Source organism: Salipiger sp. PrR002, from assembly GCF_010500775.1.
In the GTDB taxonomy this organism is placed as follows: Bacteria; Pseudomonadota; Alphaproteobacteria; order Rhodobacterales; family Rhodobacteraceae; genus Salipiger.
On record NZ_JAAGOU010000007.1, the window covers coordinates 194813 to 212460 of the forward strand.

Below are 17648 nucleotides of genomic sequence, written 5' to 3' on the forward strand. Positions count from 1 at the left end.
TGCAGCCTGAGCGCCGAATGGGGCGGAACTGTGTGGCTTTATGGGTAATATGGCGGTGTTACGGCGGCAATGAAAAACTGCCGTCGGCGGAGCGGGTGGGTCCGTGGCGGAAGGGGACTCAGTCCTCCTCGCCAAGCCGCGCACGGGTCGCCGCCGCGATCAGCGGGCGCGCCAGTTCCGGGCTCAGCGGGCGCGAGGGCGGGGTCATCATCAGACGGCCCATGAGCGCGCGGAAGGGCTCTTCGGCCATCAGCTCGGCAAACCGCGTCTGGCGCCAGCGCACCGCCTGCGCATGCAGATCGGCCAGTTGCGGATCGGCGGCGAGGTCGGCGCGGCGCGCCGCTGATGGCGCGGCCAGCGCGGTGATGCTGAGGTCTTCGTCGGTGTTGAAATTGCGCTCGCACCAATAGTCGAGCCCGAGCATATGATCGCTGTGCACCGCGCGGCCCCGGTCGGCCTTCAGCACATAGCTTTCCATCGCGCCAAGCGGGTAATGGTTGAGCTGCGCCAGCCGGTAGTTCGAGCGCCCGTAGTTCGAAAAGATGCGCCGGGTGTGGAACTGCGCGTCAAGTTCGCGCCCCTCGCCATCGAACCAGCGCGCCGCATCGAGCTTTGCCGGATCGGGGTTGCGCGGACGGTGCACGCCCAGCTTCCGATAGATGCCATCGTTGCGGTAGAGCGTCTTGAACATCGCCGAGCGCCACGGCCAGAACATCCGCACCGGCGCGGCGCGGGTGAACTGCTGCGGCACCGGCACATCCTTGTAGCGCAGCACCCCGGCGTTGCCGAACAGCCGCCAGGTGAGCGGGATCGCCGTCGCCTCGGGCAGCGCCGCGATGAGCGCGGGCAGGGTGTGATCGCCGGTGTGGACGTTGACGAACTCATCCACGTCGAGCGCCAGCAGCCAGTCGGCTTGCTGTACGGCGGGGGCTTTGTCGGCCAGCTTCAGGCCGGTGAACTGGATGCCGCCTTTGTCATAGGGGCCGTCGTTGCGGATGTGGGTCAGCGGCGCGATCTCGGCCAGCCGGTCCAGCATCGCGTCGGTGCCATCCTGACAATCGTTGCTGAGCGCGACCACATGGCTGATCCCGGCGGCGTAATGATGCGCCAGCCAGTCGAGCAGAAAGGCCGCCTCGTTGCGCAGGCAGACCACAGCGGTGATTTTTGGGGCGGTGATCGTCGGACCCGTCCTCACCAGCCGCGCCGAAAGGTGACCACCTTCGCCTCCGACGCCTTGGGGAAGTAGGTCAGTCCGGCGCGCTGCATGGCGTCGAATACCGCCTGCACGCCGCGCTGGCCGATCCATTGCGGGTGCAGTTCGATCACCGCGACGCGCAGGCACGACCAGTCGCCAGCGGGCAGCAGTTCGGCCTCGGCGCCCTCGATATCGCAGACCAGCACGTCCGGCGCGGTCTCGGCCAGCACCTGAGGCAGGCTGTGGCGCGGCACGGGCACGGTTTCGGTGATGCTGTCGGGATCGCTGTCGCGGTCCATCGAGGAGGCGAGGAAGTTGCGGCGCACATGAAAGGGCACCGGATCACCGCCTTCGGGCGAGAGCAGCGCATTGCGCAGATCGACATTGGTGACGCCATTGGCGGCGTGGACCTGCCGGATATAGGGGATGAGCGCCGGGTTGGCCTCGTAACTGGTGACGCTGGCCACCTTGCGCCGCACCGACAGCAGCGTCGACATATAGCCGATGCCGCCACCCAGTTCGAGCACCCGGTCGCCTTCGTGCACCACGCGGCTCACGGCGTCGCATTCCTTGCGTTCGTAGGTCTCGCCCTTGATCGCGCCGCGCACGCGCCCGGTGGTCAGTTGCGGATGCTTGGGGATGCGCAGCCCGCGCGAGTGCAGATAGGGGTCGCGTGGCGGTTTGGGCGTGTCCATCGCTCAGCTCTCCATGTCCAGCGACAGCGCCCATGCGACGCGCTCGGCGGGGGTGAGGCGCAGCGCCAGCGCCTGATCGTAAAGCTCGGCAAATTCGGGCGTGGCGCGCAGCTCGGTGGCTTTGGCGCGGTGCCACGCCTGTCCGGCGCGGTGCAGGCGGGCAAGCTCGGGGTCGGCCAGAAGCCGGTCCATCTCGGCGCGCAGGCGCGGCAGGTTGCGCTGGATGGTGAGATCGCGCGCCCCCGACCAGTCCATGCGGATCCAGTAGTTCAGCCCGATCGCCCGGTCCACATGCAGCGCCCGCCCGCGCTGGCGCTTGATCAGATAGCTTTCCGCCGAGCGCAGGGCGTAATGGTTGAGTTGCACCAGATCGTAGCCGATGGACTTGCGCGAGTTGCGCCAGCCGTTCCGCGCCACCTCCGCCGTCATATCACGGCCCGAGCCGTTGACCCAAGTCACCGTCTCCTCGGCGCCCTTGCGCAGCTTGTTGGGGCGGTGGCACGAGAGCTTGGCATAGGCGCCATCGTTGCGCATCAGGGTCTTGAAGCCCCATGTGGTGTGCGGCTTGGGGCTGTAGCGCGGCGCGCAATCGGTGAATTGCGCGATCACCGGCGCATCGCTCAGCGCCCGCACCCCGCCATGCCCAAAAAGCCGCCACGTCAGGGCAAAATGGCTGGCCTCGGGCGCGGCGGCAAAGAGATCATCGAGCGTGCCGTTGCCGGTGCGGATGTTGACGAACTCATCGACGTCGATGTGCAGCAGCCAATCGGCAGCGCGCACCAGCGGCTCGTCCTGCGCAGCGTCGAGCGCGTGCTGCTGCGGCGAGCTTCCGGACCATGCGGAGTTGTCACGGTGCTGCAGCACGCCCATGGCCTGCAGCCGGTTCAGGATCGCGTCGGTGCCATCTTCGCAATCGTTGGAGTAGATCAGAAAATCATCCACGCCGATGGCGCGGTGATAGGCGATCCATTCGACGATATAGGGCGCCTCGTTCTTCATGCAGCCGAGGATGACGCGGCGGTCCTGCGTCTCCGCCGGGCGCGGCGCGGGCGTGTAATCCGGGGCTGGGGAGGTCTCGTCCAGCGTGCCGTGATTGTTGTGCGGCAACCATGGCGAGCCCTGCAGACCCGCCAGTTTCTGCGCCACATGCGGGGGAAGGCTGGGGGCGGTGTTCTGGGCTGCTTTTGGGGCTGCTTCTGGGGCGGCGCTGTCGGGGAGGGCCTCCTGCGCCTCCTTTGAGGCGCGCTCGATGCGCCAGCGGAAGGCCATGAGATATTGCGTGGCGCGAAAGCCAAAGAGCGGATCGGCCTCTTGCCACGGCGCACCCGTGCTGGCGGCGCAGCCAATGTCCAGTTGCAGTCCCGGATGCTGCGCGCAGAGCGCCTCGATATCCGCGGCGAAGCGGGTATTCACCGGCGCCAGCGCGGCCGGGTCCAGCGGCGCGCCCATCACCTTGGTCTCGGTCAGCAGCCGCCGCCAGAGCGGGCGCTGCAGCACCAGCCCCGGATCGGTGGCAAGGCGGCGCAGCAGCACCTCGTTCATCCTCCGGCAGCGGCTGAGCCATGCGGCAGAGGGGGCCTTGGGCGGCTCTACTGGCTCTGCCCGCCCGATGGTCTCGGCGATGCCGAAGGCCGTGCGGATCTCCTCGGTGACCTCCGCGCCGTAAAGCTGCTGCGGATCGACGCTGCGCATCTGCAGGGTGCCGGGGCCAAAGACCGCCTCCCACTCGCGCTGCAGCCGCGCGAGATCAAGCCACTGCGGCGCGCCCTGCGCCTCGGGGAACTCCCCGGCACGCGGATCGCGCGGCGGTCGGCTCGCCAGCGCGGCGTGTCGCCAGTCGGGCGCGTCCAGCAGGCCAAGCTCCAGATCCAGCCCGCGCGCGCGCCCCTCCATCAGCTGCGCCGCATAGCTGCGCGCCAGCATCTGCGCGGGCGTGTCCACATGCGCGACAATGGTGATGTCTTCGCTGAGCGGGGTGAGCAGCGCCCGCAACCGTGTCAGCTCTGCAGCGCTCACCAGCGCGGACCCAAGCTGATGCGCCGCGAGGATGAGCAGATCGGGCTGCGCCGCCTCGACCTCGGCCCGCAGGTCCGCCGCCACCGCGTCGCGCAGCACGGCCTGCGCCTCAGGGGTGGCGCAGCCGCGGCTCCAGCGCAGCGCATCCACCGCCTGCGGATCGCTCACCGCCATGTAAAGCCGCGTGTGGTTGCGCGCGCCAAGGCTGCGGGAATAGAGCACGCCGCGCTTGGCCAACTGCCTGCGCTTGCCGTCCAGCACCCGCTGCAGCCGGTCGGCGATCTGTGCCTCCGGACCGATGTGAACGCAAATTCTCATGGCGTCTCCGCCGCCGTCCCGCGCCGCCCCGAGAGGTTCTCGTTGGCCTTGCCCCACCACGGCAGATCGACGCCGAGATGCGCCGAGATGCGCGCCGGTGCTTTGGGGTCGTCGATGTCATAGGCAAGAAAGCGCGGGTCATCCGCGAAGATGCGCGCGAGAAAGGCATGATGCGCGGCGATCCACTGCGCCCGCTCCAGCCGGGTCTCGCCATAGCCCGCGGGCAGGCCGGGCACCGCGCCGCGCGGCAGGCGGGTGCTGCCAAGGTCGGACCAGCGCAGCATGGAATGCGCCATCGCCTGCGGGTCGCGCGTGGAGGCCAGGAATTTCAGCTCGGGATGGCGGCTGCGCAGCGCCTCGATCAGCCCAAAGTCGGTCTGCGGCCAGAGGCAGAGCCGCGTGTTGAGCACGCTGATCTCGGTCAGCGCATCGAGCCCGCCGAGCCGCTGCAAGGGATCGCCTGAGCCGAAGTACCCGTCATAGAGCTGCCGCGCCACAAAGCTGCCGGCGATCGACGGGTCGGGACATTTGCCGCGCCGCAGCCGGTAGTCGGCCACGCGCAGCCCGGCCCGCTCCAGCGCGACGCCGAGCGTTGTGGTGCCGCTTTTGGGCAGGCCGAGGTTCACGACGATCATCGCGGCGTCTCCGCAAGGCCAAGCTCGGCGATCAACTCGGCCTCACCCGGCGGCAGCGCGGGCAGGGCGGCCAGATGCGCGGCGCGGGCGGCGATCTCGGGGCGGGCACGCAGCATGCCGACCTTGGCGCGATGCGCCTGCACCGACAGGTCGTGCAGCCGCGCCACCTCGGGCAGGGCGCGCAGCGCGGCGATCTCTTCCTCGAGCGCCGGAAGCATGCGCTGGATCGAGCGGTCTTCCCACGCCGGATCATTGCGCTCTTGCCAATAGCTCTCGTCGAACACCCGGCCCTCGCGGTTCACGTCGCCGCGCTCGGTCTTCACCAGATAGCTGTCGACCGAGCGCAGCGCGTAATGGTTGAGCGTCGCAAAGCGCCGCGCCCCGGCGGCGGGGAACTTGCGGATGCGGCGCGGTTTCGCGGCGCTGAGGAACGGTCCGGGCACGGCGCGCCCGGCACCATCGGTCCAGCTTGCGGGCGCGCGGGACTTGCGGGCAAAGGGGCGATGGGCGCCGAAATACTGCAGCGGGAAGTCGCGGCGGACCAGCGTCTTCACCTCGATGGCGCTCTGGTCGCACCAGAGGTCGGGGTTGTGCGCGCGGCTGAACTGGCCGATCACCGGGCGGTCCTCGAAGGTCTCGACGCCATCATTGGCGAAGAAGTGAAAGCTGAGCGAGATCGCCTGCGGATTGCCGCACGCCTCGATCAGCGCGGCAAAGCTGTGATCGCCCACGTGGATATTGGGAAACTCGTCCACATCGGCCACCCAGACCCAATCGGCGCCGGTGACCAGATCCTGCCGCGCGGCGTCCTTCAGCGCCTCCATCTGGTAATTGCGCCCCTCGGCCGGGTTCGGCAGATGCACCACACCCGCGGGCGCCAGCGCGTCCAGCAGCGCATCGGTGCCATCGTCGCAATCGTTGGAATAGATCAGAAAGTCGGTGACGCCGATCAGCCGATGATAGGCCACCCATTCGAGCACGAAAGGGCCTTCGTTCTTCACGCAGGTGACCGCGCAGATGCGCAGCCCGCTTGCCGATGGTGTCGCCATGTCGCTGCCCGTCGCCGCCCGTCCCCATCCGGGGGTTTCTCCCCCGTGATATTGCCTTTGACCATCGCATCTTGCCCCGGCTGCGTCAACGCGGGGCGGCGATAGAGCCAAAGGTCGGTAACGCTGGGATCTTGACCGGATGCGCGCGGACGGGCAGCAAGAGAGGCAGGAGGAGGCACATGATGGATCACCAAGGCGCCGGTCTGCCCGGCTCGATCGATGCGGTGCAGGACATGCTGGCCCGCAGCGGCTATGTCTGCCCGCGCCCGCTGGCCACGGTGCTGTTTCTGGCGCTGCGGCTCGGGCGGCCATTGTTTCTCGAAGGCGAGGCGGGGGTCGGCAAGACCGAGATCGCCAAGGCGCTGAGCCTTGCCACCGGGCGGCGGCTGATCCGCCTGCAATGCTACGAGGGGCTGGATGCGGCGACGGCGGTCTACGAGTGGAACTTCCCGGCGCAGATGATCGCGATCCGTGCCGCCGAAGCGGCGGGTGAGGCCGACCGCGGCCAGCTGCAGCATGATCTCTTCGGCCCGGATTTCCTCATCGAGCGGCCTTTGCTGCAGGCGATGCGCCCGGATGAGACCGGCGCGCCGATCCTGCTGATCGACGAGCTCGACCGCACCGACGAGCCCTTCGAGGCGTTTCTGCTCGAGGCGCTGAGCGATTTTCAGGTCACCATCCCCGAGCTTGGCACGATCACCGCGCCCGAGCCGCCGGTGGTGATCCTCACCTCCAACCGCACCCGCGAGGTGCATGACGCGCTGAAGCGGCGCTGCCTTTATCACTGGGTCGACTACCCCGATTTCGCCCGCGAGCTTGAGATCTTGCACGCCCGCGCGCCGGAGGTGGCCGAGGCGCTGTCGCGGCAGATCGTGGCCTTCGTGCAGGCGTTGCGCACCGAGGACCTGTTCAAAAAGCCGGGCGTGGCGGAAACCATCGACTGGGCGAAATGCCTACTGGCGCTCGATGTGATCGATCTCTCGCCCGAGGTGATCTCGGACACGCTCGGCGCGATCCTGAAGTATCAGGACGACATTATGAAAATCCAAGGCTCCGAAGCCAAACGCCTGCTCGACGAAGCCAAATCCACCCTCGCAACCGCATGACGCTTCCTCTTGGCAGAAATATCCCGGGGGTCCGGGGGCAGAGCCCCCGAAGTGTTTGCATCTGGTGTGCGCACTAGATGGCCGAGCAAATCCCCCTCACGCTCCCCGAGCACCCGCGCCTCGCGCAGAACATCCTGCATTTCGCCCGCGCGCTGCGCCGCGCCGGGTTGCCGGTGGGGCCGGGCCGCGTGGTCGATGCGGTGCGCGCGGTGGAGGCGGCGGGGTTCACCGACCGGATGGATTTCTACTGGACGCTGCACGCCTGTTTCGTCTCGCGCCCCGAGCAGCGGCTGGTCTTCGCGCAGGTGTTCCGCCTCTACTGGCGCGACCCGCGCTATCTCGAGCACATGATGTCGATGATGCTGCCGGCGGTGCGCGGCGTGCAGGAGGAAAAGCGCGCGCAGTCCGCCGAGAAGCGCGCCGCGCAGGCGCTGCTGGGCGATGCGCTGCCCGATCTGCCCGAGGAGCCGCCGGAAGAGGAGGCGACGAAGATCGAGGTCGACGCCTCTTTCACCGTCTCGCGTGAGGAACGGCTCAAGAGCCTCGATTTCGAACAGATGTCCACCGAAGAGATCGCCGAGGCCAAGCGCATGCTGGCCCGGCTGACCCTGCCGGTGAAACCCTTGCCCTCGCGCCGCGGCATTGCCTCGCTGCGCGGGCGGCGGATCGACGGGCGGCGCAGCCTGCGCGCGGCCCTGCGGCAGGGCGGAGAGCTGCGCGAGCTCGCCTATCTCAAGCCGCGCGAGAAATGGCCGAACCTCGTGGTGCTTTGCGATATCTCCGGCTCGATGAGCCAATACTCGCGGATGGTGCTGCATTTCCTGCATGCGGTGGCCAACCGCAAGGGCGCGGGCTGGGCGCGGGTGCATGCCTTCACCTTTGGCACGCGGCTCACCAATATCACCCGCCATCTGGCCACGCGCGACGTGGATGCGGCGCTGCGCGCGGCGGGGGCCGAGGCGCAGGACTGGGAGGGCGGCACGCGGATCGGCGGCTGCCTGCACGCGTTCAACCGCGACTGGAGCCGCCGCGTTCTGGGGCAGGGCGCGGTGGTGCTGCTGATCACCGACGGGCTCGACCGGGATGACGCGGGGCTGCTCGGGCGGGAAATGCAGCGCCTGCATCTTTCGGCGCGGCGGCTGATCTGGCTCAACCCGCTGCTGCGCTGGGATGGGTTCGCCCCCAAGGCGGCGGGCATTCGCGCCATGCTGCCGCATGTGGACAGCTTTCGCGCGGGCCATTCCATCGCCTCGCTGGAGGCGCTCGGAGAGGTGATCTCCAGCACCGGCGACAGCGGCGAGAAGGCGCGACTGATGGCCTTGCTGCAGGAGTAAGAAAAGTTCCATCCAAAAGATGATTATTTTTTAGACGTTTTGAGTGAACCTTTGTTCGTCCCCAACGTTGCCCCCTCATGCCGCGAAAGCGGAGAGGAGAAAGGACGACAAGATGACCAAGGGTCTTCTCAAATCGACGACCATGCTCGCGCTGGCAGCCAGCCTCGCGATGCCTGCCGCTGCGCAGAGCAACGACGGCGCGGATTGCGCCAAGACGCCCGACGCCCCCGCCTGTGCGCCCGAAAACGCGCAGCAGAAGGGTGAGCAGGCCAAGGGTGATCAGGCCAAGGGTGATCAGGCCAAGGCCAAGCAGGGCAAAGGTGACGAAAAGCCGGGCAAGGCCAAGAAGGCCGAGGCCGACGCTGCTGCCGAGACTGCCAAGGACGCTGGCGGCAAGCAGGCGAAGGGCAAAGAGCAGCCCGCCGAGCCCGCCGCAACACAGACCGCAGAAGAGCCCGCTGAGGACGCGCCGAAGGCAAAGGCCGAGGCCTCCGCAGAGGCAGACGCGGCTCAGGGCAAGAAGGCAAAGCAGGCGCAGAAGGCCAGCGAGCCGGGCATCGCCGAGGGGGAGGCCAGCACCGCCGCCGCCGCAGAGTCCAAGCTCGACGCCGAGACGCAGGCGAGCAAGCAGGCGACCAAGCAGGCCCCTGAGCCGGCACCTGAGCAGACGCAGGATGCGCAGACCGCCGACAGCCAGCCCAAAGAACAGAAGGCTCAGCAGGACGCAGAAGCCAAGACGCAGGCGCCCAAGGCCGAAAGCGCGGCAAAGGCGCCCGCCGCCGGCGCAGCCGCTGCAACCGAGCAGACGGCACCGGCGGATGGCGATGTGGCGTCGGACGATCTCGCCAAAAAGCTCGAAGCGCAGCAGGACGGCACGGTCGAGGCGGAGGCAGACAAAAAGCCGAAGGCGCAGCAGACCACCGAGGCGCCCACCGAGGCGCCTACTGCGGCGGAGGCCGCACCGGCGCCGAAGGCTGATGCGCAAGCTGAGACCACAGCCGCGCCCACAGCTGAGACCAAATCCGGCGGCGACGTGAAGGCCGAGGATCTGGCCAATGAGCTCGGCGGCAAAGACCCCGAGGCGCAGGACGCGCCGCGCGCCGCCGACAGCCAGCAGGTCGCACCGGAGCAGACCGCACCGGAGCAGACCGCCGCAGAGCAAACGGGCGAGCAGCCCGCGCCCGAGCAGGAGGCGCCGAAGCAGCAGAGCGCCGAGGCGCAGGCCGAAGCGGTGGCCCGTCAGGACAAGCAGGAGGCCAAAGTGGCCGCTGCCGCCGCGAGCGACTCCGACAGCAGCGAGGCGGAGCTGACCGAAGAGACGCTGACCGACGCCGACGTGCGCAGCTCGGACGAGGATTTCGCCACCGACCTGCAGTCGCGCCAAGAGGCGGACACGCAAAAGCGGGAAGAGCGCGCCGAGAAAGACGATGACGACGACGAAGACGGCCTCAGCAACTTCGAAAAAGCTGCCCTGCTCGGTCTCGGCACCTTCGCGCTAAGCCAGATGATCGGCGATGACGCGCAGGTGGTGCAGAACACCGGCGACCGCGTCGTGGTCGAGGAGAACGGCCAGTACCGCGTGCTGCGCAACGACGACGTGCTGCTGCGTCAGCCCGGCTCTGACGTGAAGACTTACCGCTATGACGACGGCTCGACCCGCACCGTCGTGGCCTATGACGATGGCACCATGGTCGAGACGATCAAGGCCGCCGATGGCCGGGTGCTGCGCCGTGCGCGCATCCTTCCCGATGGTCAGCAGGTCATGCTCTTTGACGACACGCAGCAGGCGCAGGACGTGGTCGTGAGCGAGCTGCCGCAGGCGCGCACCCAGCGTCTCAACTTCCGCGACCTGCAGGGCGAGGACCTCGCTGCTGCGCTGGCCGCTCAGGAAGCCGAGGGCGTGAACCGCGCCTTCTCGCTGAACCAGATCCGCAACATCGACCGCGTGCGCCATCTGGTGCCCGAGATCTCGGTGGACACGGTGACCTTCCCGACCAACTCCGCGGCGATCCGCCCCGGTGAGGCCGAGGAACTGGCGGCGCTTGGCAATGCGATGAAGCGGATGATCGAGCAGAACCCGTCGGAGGTCTTCCTGATCGAGGGCCACACCGACGCCACCGGCTCGGCCAGCTACAACCTTGCGCTGTCGGACCGCCGCGCGGAATCCGTTGCGCTTGCGCTGACCGAATATTTCGACGTGCCGCCGTCGAACATGGTCCTGCAGGGCTACGGCGAGAGCGATCTTGCGGTGCAAAGCCAGGGCGACGAGCGTGAGAACCGCCGCGCCGCCGTGCGCCGGATCACGACGCTGCTGCAGGGCGACTGACGCCCGACCGAGCACACCAACAAAGCGCCCGCCCGGTTCCCCGTGGCGGGCGTTTTCAATGCGACGAAGCGCTGGCCAGAGATGCTTTAACGCCGTTGCTCCAACGTCGCCGCTTTATCTTCTTCTCTTTGAAAATACGCCGGGGGTGAGCCGCGCAGCGGCGAGGGGGCAGCGCCCCCTCAGTCCAGCCCTCTCAGGTCCAGAGCGTCACGCGGTTCAGCCGCCGGTATGGCTCATGTGCCGCGACACGCGCCCGTCCACCGACTGGCGCGAATAGTCGAAATCATGGCCCTTGGGCTTGCGCGCGATGGCGGCGCGGATCGCCTCTGCGAGCGGCGCGTCGCTGCCCGGATGGTTGCGCAGCGGCGCGCGCAGATCGGCGTTGTCCTCTTGACCGAGGCACATATAAAGCTCGCCGGTGCAGGTCAGCCGCACGCGGTTGCAGCTTTCGCAGAAATTGTGCGTCAGCGGGGTGATGAAGCCGATCTTCTGGCCGGTCTCTTCCAGACGCACGTAGCGGGCCGGGCCGCCGGTGCTTTCGGGCAGATCGGTGAGCGTATACTGCTCGGCAAGCTTGGCGCGCACATCCGACAGCTTCCAATACTGCCCCAGCCGGTCCTCATTGCCGATGTCGCCCATGGGCATGACCTCGATCCACGTCAGATCGATGCCGCGCTCGGCGCACCATTCGGTCATCGAGTACAGCTCGTCCTCGTTGAAGCCCTTCAGCGCCACGGCGTTCAGCTTCACCCGCATGCCCACTGCCTGCGCCGCGTCGATGCCGCGCAGCACTTGCGGCAGGCGGCCCCAGCGGGTGATGTCGGCGAATTTCTGTTCGTCCAGCGTGTCGAGCGAGATGTTCACCCGGCGCACGCCCGCGTCCCACAGCGGCTGCGCAAAGCGTTCGAGTTGCGAGCCGTTGGTAGTCAGGGTCAATTCCTTCAGCGCCCCGGAGTCGAGATGCCGGGTCATCGCGCCAAAGAAAGTCATGATGTCGCGCCGGACCAGAGGCTCACCACCGGTGATGCGCAGTTTCTCGACGCCAAGGCCGACGAAGGTCGAGCACAGGCGGTCGAGCTCTTCGAGCGTCAGAAGCTCCTTCTTGGGCAGGAAGCTCATGTTCTCGGACATGCAATAGACGCAGCGGAAATCGCAGCGGTCCGTCACCGAGACGCGCAGGTAAGAGATCGGGCGGAGGAATGGATCGACAAGCGGGGTCATGGGCCGGAATGTATGCGCGAAACCCTGCCGGGACAAGCCGCTGCGCGATTGTCAGACCGGGGGGTGCGCCCTAATCTTCCACACATGACAGTGAACGTTGCGACACACGCCCCGATCCGCAGCCGCGCGCCCAAGCTGGCGTTGGCGCAGAAACTCGTTTTAGGCGCGGCGCTTGTCGCGCTTGGTGCCTGCGCGCAACAGGGCGCGCAGAGCCCTACCAGCCCCACGCCCGAGGCGCAGGCCCCGACCCAGACCTCGGTGACCACGGCGCGCCCGCCCGCCAGCGCGCGCACCGAGGAAGAGTTCGACACCACCAGCGTCGAGGAACGCGCCGCCGCCGCCGCCGCGCCGAGTAGTTCCGAACGTCAGCTTGGCAGCACGGTGGCCTCGCTGGGCGATCCCGCCGAGCCGGGCTTCTGGCTCGAAACGCCGCTGGTCTCGAGTGTGACCAAGGGCAGGGTGGTCTATCCCGGCACCGGCAAGTCGGCACAGGTCGAGCTTCGGCCCATCGAGGGCCCAGCCTCGGGCGGCAGCCGGATCTCGCTGGCGGCCATGCGCCTCATCGGCGCGCCGCTGACCGATCTGCCGACCATCACGGTCTACGCGGGCGGCGCGGCAAGCTGAGCGCGGCCCAACGCGTCCTGGCGCGGCGGGGGCGGGTGGCCCCCGATCCCCTGCGCGCGCTCTGCGCTTGAAGGGCGACCGGCGCTGGTTTATGTCCCCCGGAACAAACGCCAGACCAAAACCGCCCTTTTCCCAGGAAGACCCGCATGCGCGCCGAGATCCAGAACACCGTCGAGAAAATCAAGAAGTCGGTCGACCTGCTGGAGCAGCGCCTTGACTGGGAGACCGCGGAGTTCCGGCTCGAGGAGTTCAACGCGCGGGTCGAAGACCCGAACCTCTGGGACGATCCCACCGCGGCGCAGAAGCTGATGCGCGAGCGTCAGCAGCTGGTGGATGCCATCGACACCTACAAGTCGATCAAGCAGGAACTGGCAGATCAGATCGAACTGATCGAACTGGGCGAGATGGAAGAGGACGACGAGGTCGTCGCCGAGGCCGAGACCTCGCTCAAGGCGCTGGCCGAGACGGCGGGTCAGAAAGAGCTTGAGGCGCTGCTCGACGGCGAGGCCGACGGCAATGACACGTTCCTCGAGATCAACGCCGGTGCCGGTGGCACCGAGGCCTGTGACTGGGCCGCCATGCTGCAGCGGATGTACGTCCGCTGGGCCGAAAAGCGCGGCTATGAGGTCGAGCTTCAGTCGGAAGAAGCGGGTGCCGAGGCGGGCATCAAATCCTGCGCCTATAAGATCTCTGGCCCCAACGCCTATGGCTGGCTGAAGTCCGAAAGCGGCGTGCACCGTCTGGTGCGCATCTCGCCCTTCGGCAAGGGCACGCGCGAGACCTCCTTTGCCTCGGTCTGGGTCTACCCGGTGGTCGACGACAATATCGAGATCGAGGTGAACCCCGCCGACATCCGCGTCGACACCTACCGCTCGTCCGGGGCGGGCGGCCAGCACGTGAACACCACCGACTCCGCGGTGCGGATCACCCACCACCCCACGGGCATCGTCGTGACCTCGTCGGAAAAGTCGCAGCACCAGAACCGCGATATCGCCATGAAGGCCCTGAAATCGCGGCTCTATCAGATGGAGCTCGACAAGCGGAACGCGGCGATCAACGAGGCCCACGAGAACAAGGGCTCGGCGGGCTGGGGCAACCAGATCCGGTCGTACGTGCTTCAGCCCTACCAGATGGTGAAGGACCTGCGCACCAGCCACGAGACCTCGGACACGCAAGGTGTGCTCGACGGTGATCTCGACCCGTTCATGGGCGCGACGCTGGCGCAGCAGGTCTCGGGCAAGTCCCGCGCCGACGCCCGCGACGACTGATCCTTCCACGCCTGCCCGACAGGATGCTTGCCTAACGCGGTCCCTCCCGGCTTAAATCTCCTGCAAGAGGGGATCGGAGGGGAAGGCGAATGGAGCGTATCGGGTCGGAGAGCACTGGCGAGGACAGAGACGGACGACGCTTCGGACCGGATGATCATGCCGAGGCCCCGTTGCACGGGGTGCCCGAGTTTTCCGACGTCACGGTCAAGACATTGCGCAAGGCGCTGCGGCAGGGCTGGTCCGATCTGGTCTTCGCGCCCGGCTTTGCGCTGGTCTTTGCCGGCGTCTACGTGCTGGCGGGTCTGTTTCTGGCATGGCTGACCATGGCGACCGGCACCAGCTATTGGCTGGTTCTGGCGGCGATCGGCTTTCCGCTGATCAGCCCCTTTGCGGCGGTGGGCTTTTATGAGGTCTCGCGCCGCCTCGAACGCGGCCAGCCGTTGGACTGGATGCAGATCTTCAGCGTCATCCTGCGGCAGTCCAAACGGCAATTGCCCTCGCTCTGCGCGGTGATCGTCATCGTCTTTCTGTTCTGGTTCTTCCTCGGCCACATGATCTTTGCGCTGTTCCTCGGGCTTGCGCCGATGACCAATGTCTCGTCGAGCCTTGAGGTGTTCCTCACGCCAAACGGGCTGACCATGCTGGCGGTGGGCTCGGTTGTGGGGGCGGGATTTGCCACGCTGCTTTACATGATCACCGTGCTGGCGCTGCCGCTGCTTTTGGATCGGGACGTGGATTTCGTCACCGCGATGATCGCGTCGTTTCAATATGTTGCCGCCCACCCGCTGCCGATGTTCGGCTGGGGCGTGCTGCTGGCGCTGGTGACCTTCGTGGCGATGCTGCCGGCGTTTCTGGGGCTCTTCGTCGCCTTGCCCGTGCTGGGACATGCGACATGGCACCTATACGATCTGCTGAGGGTCGACGGCACGTGATGGATGCCGGATGAGGGGAGTGCTGGGCGGGGCGCCGGGTCTGACGGCACCCCGCTTGTGGTCAGCGGAACGGCTCGTTGACGCGGAGTTGCTGGCGGTGGAAGGGCACAAGCTCTTTCATCGTCCGGTAGCCGCTGCCGCGCGCCGCGGCGAGCACCTTATGCGTGTCGTGGCCGAGATATTCGTAGACCAGCCGCGCCGCACGCCTGCCCGAGGGGTTCTCGGGGGTGGTGCGCACGGTGTAGCCAACCCAGAAATGGTTGGCGAGCGCGGCGGCGCGCGAAAGGTAGTTGAACGAGGTGGTCACCGCGTCGCGGCGACTGACCAGCGCGGCGATCCCCTCGGCCTGCGGCATGACCAGTCCGCGATACTCGCGCGAGGCGGCATCGGTGGGCAGATCATACATGGCCAGCGCTTCTTTCGGCTCGAAGCCGCGCAGGAAGGTATAGCCACCCTGACGCGAAATATGCACGACGCCGACGACGAAACGCTCTTCTTCGGAAAAAGCCGCGCGCGAGAAGCGGTAGAAGCCAGAGGGGAAATCATCCTCGACCAGCCCCTTCATTCCGGCACCGACGTAATCGGCGATGAACGGGTGGCTCAGCAGATCGCGCGGCTCTTGCCGGATTTCATCGACCGGTTCGAGAAGGATACGGGCATCCACCTCGAAAAAGGTACAGATGCGGTGCAGCACGTCCGGACGGGGGAAGGATTCCCCCGCAAGATAGCGATTGAACTGCGTGCGATTGATTCCGAGGTCTCGGCACAGGGCAGAAATGGAGGGGGCGTGTTTCCCGAGCCTTCGGAGATTCGCGCCAAACACGCTGCGCAATTCTGCGGGGCTGGGTTGTGACTGTCTGTCTCCGGGACGGTTTGCCATGCCGCTTTCTTTCTTCTTAGAGACAGTTCCTTCAAGGACAACGCCATCCATGGGCAATTTCTCCCTTTGAACCGATTACCTGTCGCGCTATAGCGTCAGCATTGATGCCATTGCGCACCAAGCGTCGCCCATTCTGTCACAAAAAGCAAGCGTGCGTCACGTTTCGCGCCATGTGCCCAGGTGCTTGAGTGCGTCAGTGTTAAGTGGAGAGACGGTGGGGGGTGTCCATGTCACGAAAAATGTATGGTGTTGTACTTTGGGCCGATCAAACCGATCAGAAGGCAGTCATCTGGTGTGAAGACCATGGTGATCTGGCCTATTGGCACGATACAAATCCGAGCATTCACGACGGCGCGGAACTGGATGTCGGCGACCTCATTCAATTCGAGGTCACCGAGGGCGAAAGCCTGCGGCTTGCGAGCAAACCCGAACGTCTCGAGTCGCAATCCTACTTCGGTCTTGCTCAGAGTTTGCGCGCTGCGGAGTCTCCCGCAACGCCGAGCATGGTCGATCGTCCGGCTGGGGAGCGGGTGATCGCCTTTCCGGGGGCACGCCGACGTGAAAAGGCTTTTGTTGCCTAGCTACCACTCCGGAACGTCGCGTCCTTGGAACAAAGAAAGGGTCCGCTAAGCGGACCCTTTCGCATTTGTACCCAATGTGTTGCGCGTCTTGCGCTTAGCCGTGTCCGCGCGACAGGGCCGCGACGCCGGTGCGCGCCACCTGAACGAGGCCCAGCGGGCGCATCAGGTCGGCAAAGGCGTCGATCTTGTCAGGCGTGCCGGTGAGTTGGAAGACAAAGCTCTCGAGCGTGCTGTCCACCACATTGGCGCGGAAGATGTCCGCAAGGCGCAGCGCCTCGACCCGCTTGTCACCGGCGCCCACGACCTTCAGCAGCGCCAGTTCCCGCTCGACCGAGCTGCCTTCGGCGGTCAGGTCGTGCACGTCGCGCACCGAAACGATGCGGCCAAGCTGTGCCTTGATCTGCTCGATCACCTGCGGCGTGCCGGTGGTGACGATGGTGATCCGCGACAGATGCCCCTCGTGATCCACCTCGGCCACGGTCAGGCTGTCGATGTTATAGCCGCGCCCGGAAAAGAGCCCGATAACCCGCGCCAGAACGCCCGGCTCGTTTTCCACCAGAACGGTAATCGTATGGGTTTCCTGCACGTCCGAGAATGTCGGCCGGAGGTTATAGGCCGAATGTTTGGACGAACCTTTCTTGATCTGTAGCGGCGACATTATTGCAGCTCCTTATTGCAACGCAGGAAGCGGGACGGGCATCTGGGCAATTGTGGCGGATTGTTGACCGCTTGTTGACACAATGTTGCCTAAATTTTTGGAAACCGTTTCGCTCTCTTTTTCGTGACTCCTGCTGTGCGTCGCAAGGCGCATGCAACAGGAGGAGTTATTGATGTTCGGAATTTTCAGGGGCTTCGGCTCGAAGGACGAAGACCAGCATGACGGTGGCCTGCATGTGGATCTGCTGGCCGACGTGAATATCGGCGGCGATGACGGGATCGATATCGGGGCGATTGCCGATGTGGACCTCGACGAAGACGGGCTCGACACGGATGTGCTGGCCGGGGTCAACGTGGGCGGCGAGGACGGCATCGACGTGGATGCCTTTGCCAGTGCCGATCTCGACGAGGACGGGCTGGATGTGGATGCCATCGCCGATGTGGATGTGGGCGACGCCATCGACCTGACGGCCATTGCCTCTGCCGACGTCGGTGAGGACATCAACCTCTTTGCGCTGCTCACCGGCAATGTCGAAAGCGGCTCTGACGAGCATGGCGGCGAGGAATACGCCGACGATTGCGACGACGGGCTGCTCGACATCATTCTGTAACCGGTTTTCACCAAAGACTTTTCATCCGGTATTTCAGCAGAATTTTCAGCAGTTATTTCAGTACCAAGTAAGCGGCGTCCGGAGTGGGGGCGCCGCGTTTTTTTTGCCCGCAGCGGCAGGGCGCGCGCATGGGGTGCGTCGCATTGGCGGGCCGGGTGGCTGGCCGAAGTGATGGCGGCAAAGATCATCCGGCTTCCTCC

General features: G+C 66.3%; 16 protein-coding genes. 8 read left to right on the plus strand and 8 right to left on the minus strand.

Annotation, left to right across the window (positions count from 1 at the left end; genetic code table 11):
• Window positions 1-118: 118 nt before the first annotated feature.
• From G0A00_RS09910 to G0A00_RS09930, 5 genes are read right to left on the minus strand one after another with little or no spacing between them, the layout of a single operon-like run.
• Window positions 119-1195: a glycosyltransferase family 2 protein gene (locus tag G0A00_RS09910; RefSeq protein ID WP_368667682.1), complete on the minus strand. Its 1077-nt coding sequence runs from the start codon at window positions 1193-1195 to the stop codon at window positions 119-121.
• Window positions 1192-1890, minus strand: a complete 699-nt coding sequence (locus tag G0A00_RS09915; RefSeq protein WP_164181958.1) for an FkbM family methyltransferase — start codon at window positions 1888-1890, stop codon at window positions 1192-1194. The genes G0A00_RS09910 and G0A00_RS09915 overlap by 4 nt, the downstream gene beginning before the upstream one ends.
• 3 nt (window positions 1891-1893) lie before the next feature.
• Window positions 1894-4224, minus strand: coding sequence for a glycosyltransferase family 2 protein (locus G0A00_RS09920; RefSeq protein ID WP_164181960.1), 2331 nt, complete (start codon window positions 4222-4224; stop codon window positions 1894-1896).
• Entirely contained in the window at window positions 4221-4859 is a 639-nt protein-coding gene (locus tag G0A00_RS09925) for a sulfotransferase family protein (RefSeq protein WP_164181962.1), read from the minus strand. The genes G0A00_RS09920 and G0A00_RS09925 overlap by 4 nt, the downstream gene beginning before the upstream one ends.
• Window positions 4856-5884, minus strand: a complete 1029-nt coding sequence (locus G0A00_RS09930) for a glycosyltransferase family 2 protein (RefSeq protein WP_164182018.1) — start codon at window positions 5882-5884, stop codon at window positions 4856-4858. The genes G0A00_RS09925 and G0A00_RS09930 overlap by 4 nt, the downstream gene beginning before the upstream one ends.
• Before the next feature lie 203 nt (window positions 5885-6087).
• Here G0A00_RS09930 and G0A00_RS09935 point away from each other — a divergent pair, with 203 nt between their 5' ends.
• From G0A00_RS09935 to G0A00_RS09945, 3 genes are all read left to right on the plus strand, one after another.
• Window positions 6088-7014 (plus strand): MoxR family ATPase, encoded by a 927-nt coding sequence (locus tag G0A00_RS09935; protein WP_235953065.1) that lies wholly within the window; start codon window positions 6088-6090, stop codon window positions 7012-7014.
• Window positions 7015-7091: 77 nt separating this feature from the next.
• Window positions 7092-8348 (plus strand): VWA domain-containing protein, encoded by a 1257-nt coding sequence (locus G0A00_RS09940; RefSeq protein WP_164181964.1) that lies wholly within the window; start codon window positions 7092-7094, stop codon window positions 8346-8348.
• A gap of 112 nt (window positions 8349-8460) precedes the next feature.
• Window positions 8461-10674: an OmpA family protein gene (locus G0A00_RS09945; RefSeq protein ID WP_164181966.1), complete on the plus strand. Its 2214-nt coding sequence runs from the start codon at window positions 8461-8463 to the stop codon at window positions 10672-10674.
• A 216-nt stretch (window positions 10675-10890) separates the two neighbouring features.
• Here the strand turns inward: G0A00_RS09945 and moaA are convergent, their stop codons facing one another.
• Window positions 10891-11895, minus strand: a complete 1005-nt coding sequence (gene moaA, locus G0A00_RS09950; protein WP_164181968.1) for a GTP 3',8-cyclase MoaA — start codon at window positions 11893-11895, stop codon at window positions 10891-10893.
• Between the two features lie 84 nt (window positions 11896-11979).
• Here moaA and G0A00_RS09955 point away from each other — a divergent pair, with 84 nt between their 5' ends.
• The 3 genes from G0A00_RS09955 to G0A00_RS09965 all read left to right on the plus strand — a co-directional run bounded on the left by G0A00_RS09955 (window position 11980) and on the right by G0A00_RS09965 (window position 14719).
• Window positions 11980-12519, plus strand: a complete 540-nt coding sequence (locus tag G0A00_RS09955) for a hypothetical protein (protein WP_235953066.1) — start codon at window positions 11980-11982, stop codon at window positions 12517-12519.
• Between the two features lie 146 nt (window positions 12520-12665).
• Window positions 12666-13787: a peptide chain release factor 2 gene (prfB, locus tag G0A00_RS09960; RefSeq protein WP_164181970.1), complete on the plus strand. Its 1122-nt coding sequence runs from the start codon at window positions 12666-12668 to the stop codon at window positions 13785-13787.
• Between the two features lie 89 nt (window positions 13788-13876).
• Window positions 13877-14719, plus strand: a complete 843-nt coding sequence (locus G0A00_RS09965; RefSeq protein WP_164181972.1) for a DUF2189 domain-containing protein — start codon at window positions 13877-13879, stop codon at window positions 14717-14719.
• A gap of 61 nt (window positions 14720-14780) precedes the next feature.
• On the opposite strand, the gene G0A00_RS09970 is transcribed toward G0A00_RS09965, so the two are convergent.
• Complete coding sequence (locus G0A00_RS09970; protein WP_164181974.1) at window positions 14781-15599, minus strand: helix-turn-helix domain-containing protein; 819 nt, start codon at window positions 15597-15599, stop codon at window positions 14781-14783.
• A 227-nt stretch (window positions 15600-15826) separates the two neighbouring features.
• Between G0A00_RS09970 and G0A00_RS09975 the strand changes: the two genes are divergently transcribed.
• On the plus strand, window positions 15827-16180 hold the full coding sequence (locus G0A00_RS09975) for a hypothetical protein (RefSeq protein ID WP_164181976.1): 354 nt from the start codon (window positions 15827-15829) through the stop codon (window positions 16178-16180).
• A 94-nt stretch (window positions 16181-16274) separates the two neighbouring features.
• Here the strand turns inward: G0A00_RS09975 and ilvN are convergent, their stop codons facing one another.
• The gene (gene ilvN / locus G0A00_RS09980) at window positions 16275-16838 is read right to left on the minus strand and encodes an acetolactate synthase small subunit (protein WP_164181978.1); all 564 of its coding nucleotides are present in this window, start codon (window positions 16836-16838) and stop codon (window positions 16275-16277) included.
• A 172-nt stretch (window positions 16839-17010) separates the two neighbouring features.
• Here ilvN and G0A00_RS09985 point away from each other — a divergent pair, with 172 nt between their 5' ends.
• A complete protein-coding gene (locus G0A00_RS09985; protein ID WP_164181980.1) occupies window positions 17011-17448 on the plus strand; it encodes a hypothetical protein in 438 nt (145 codons plus the stop codon).
• Window positions 17449-17648 lie beyond the last annotated feature (200 nt).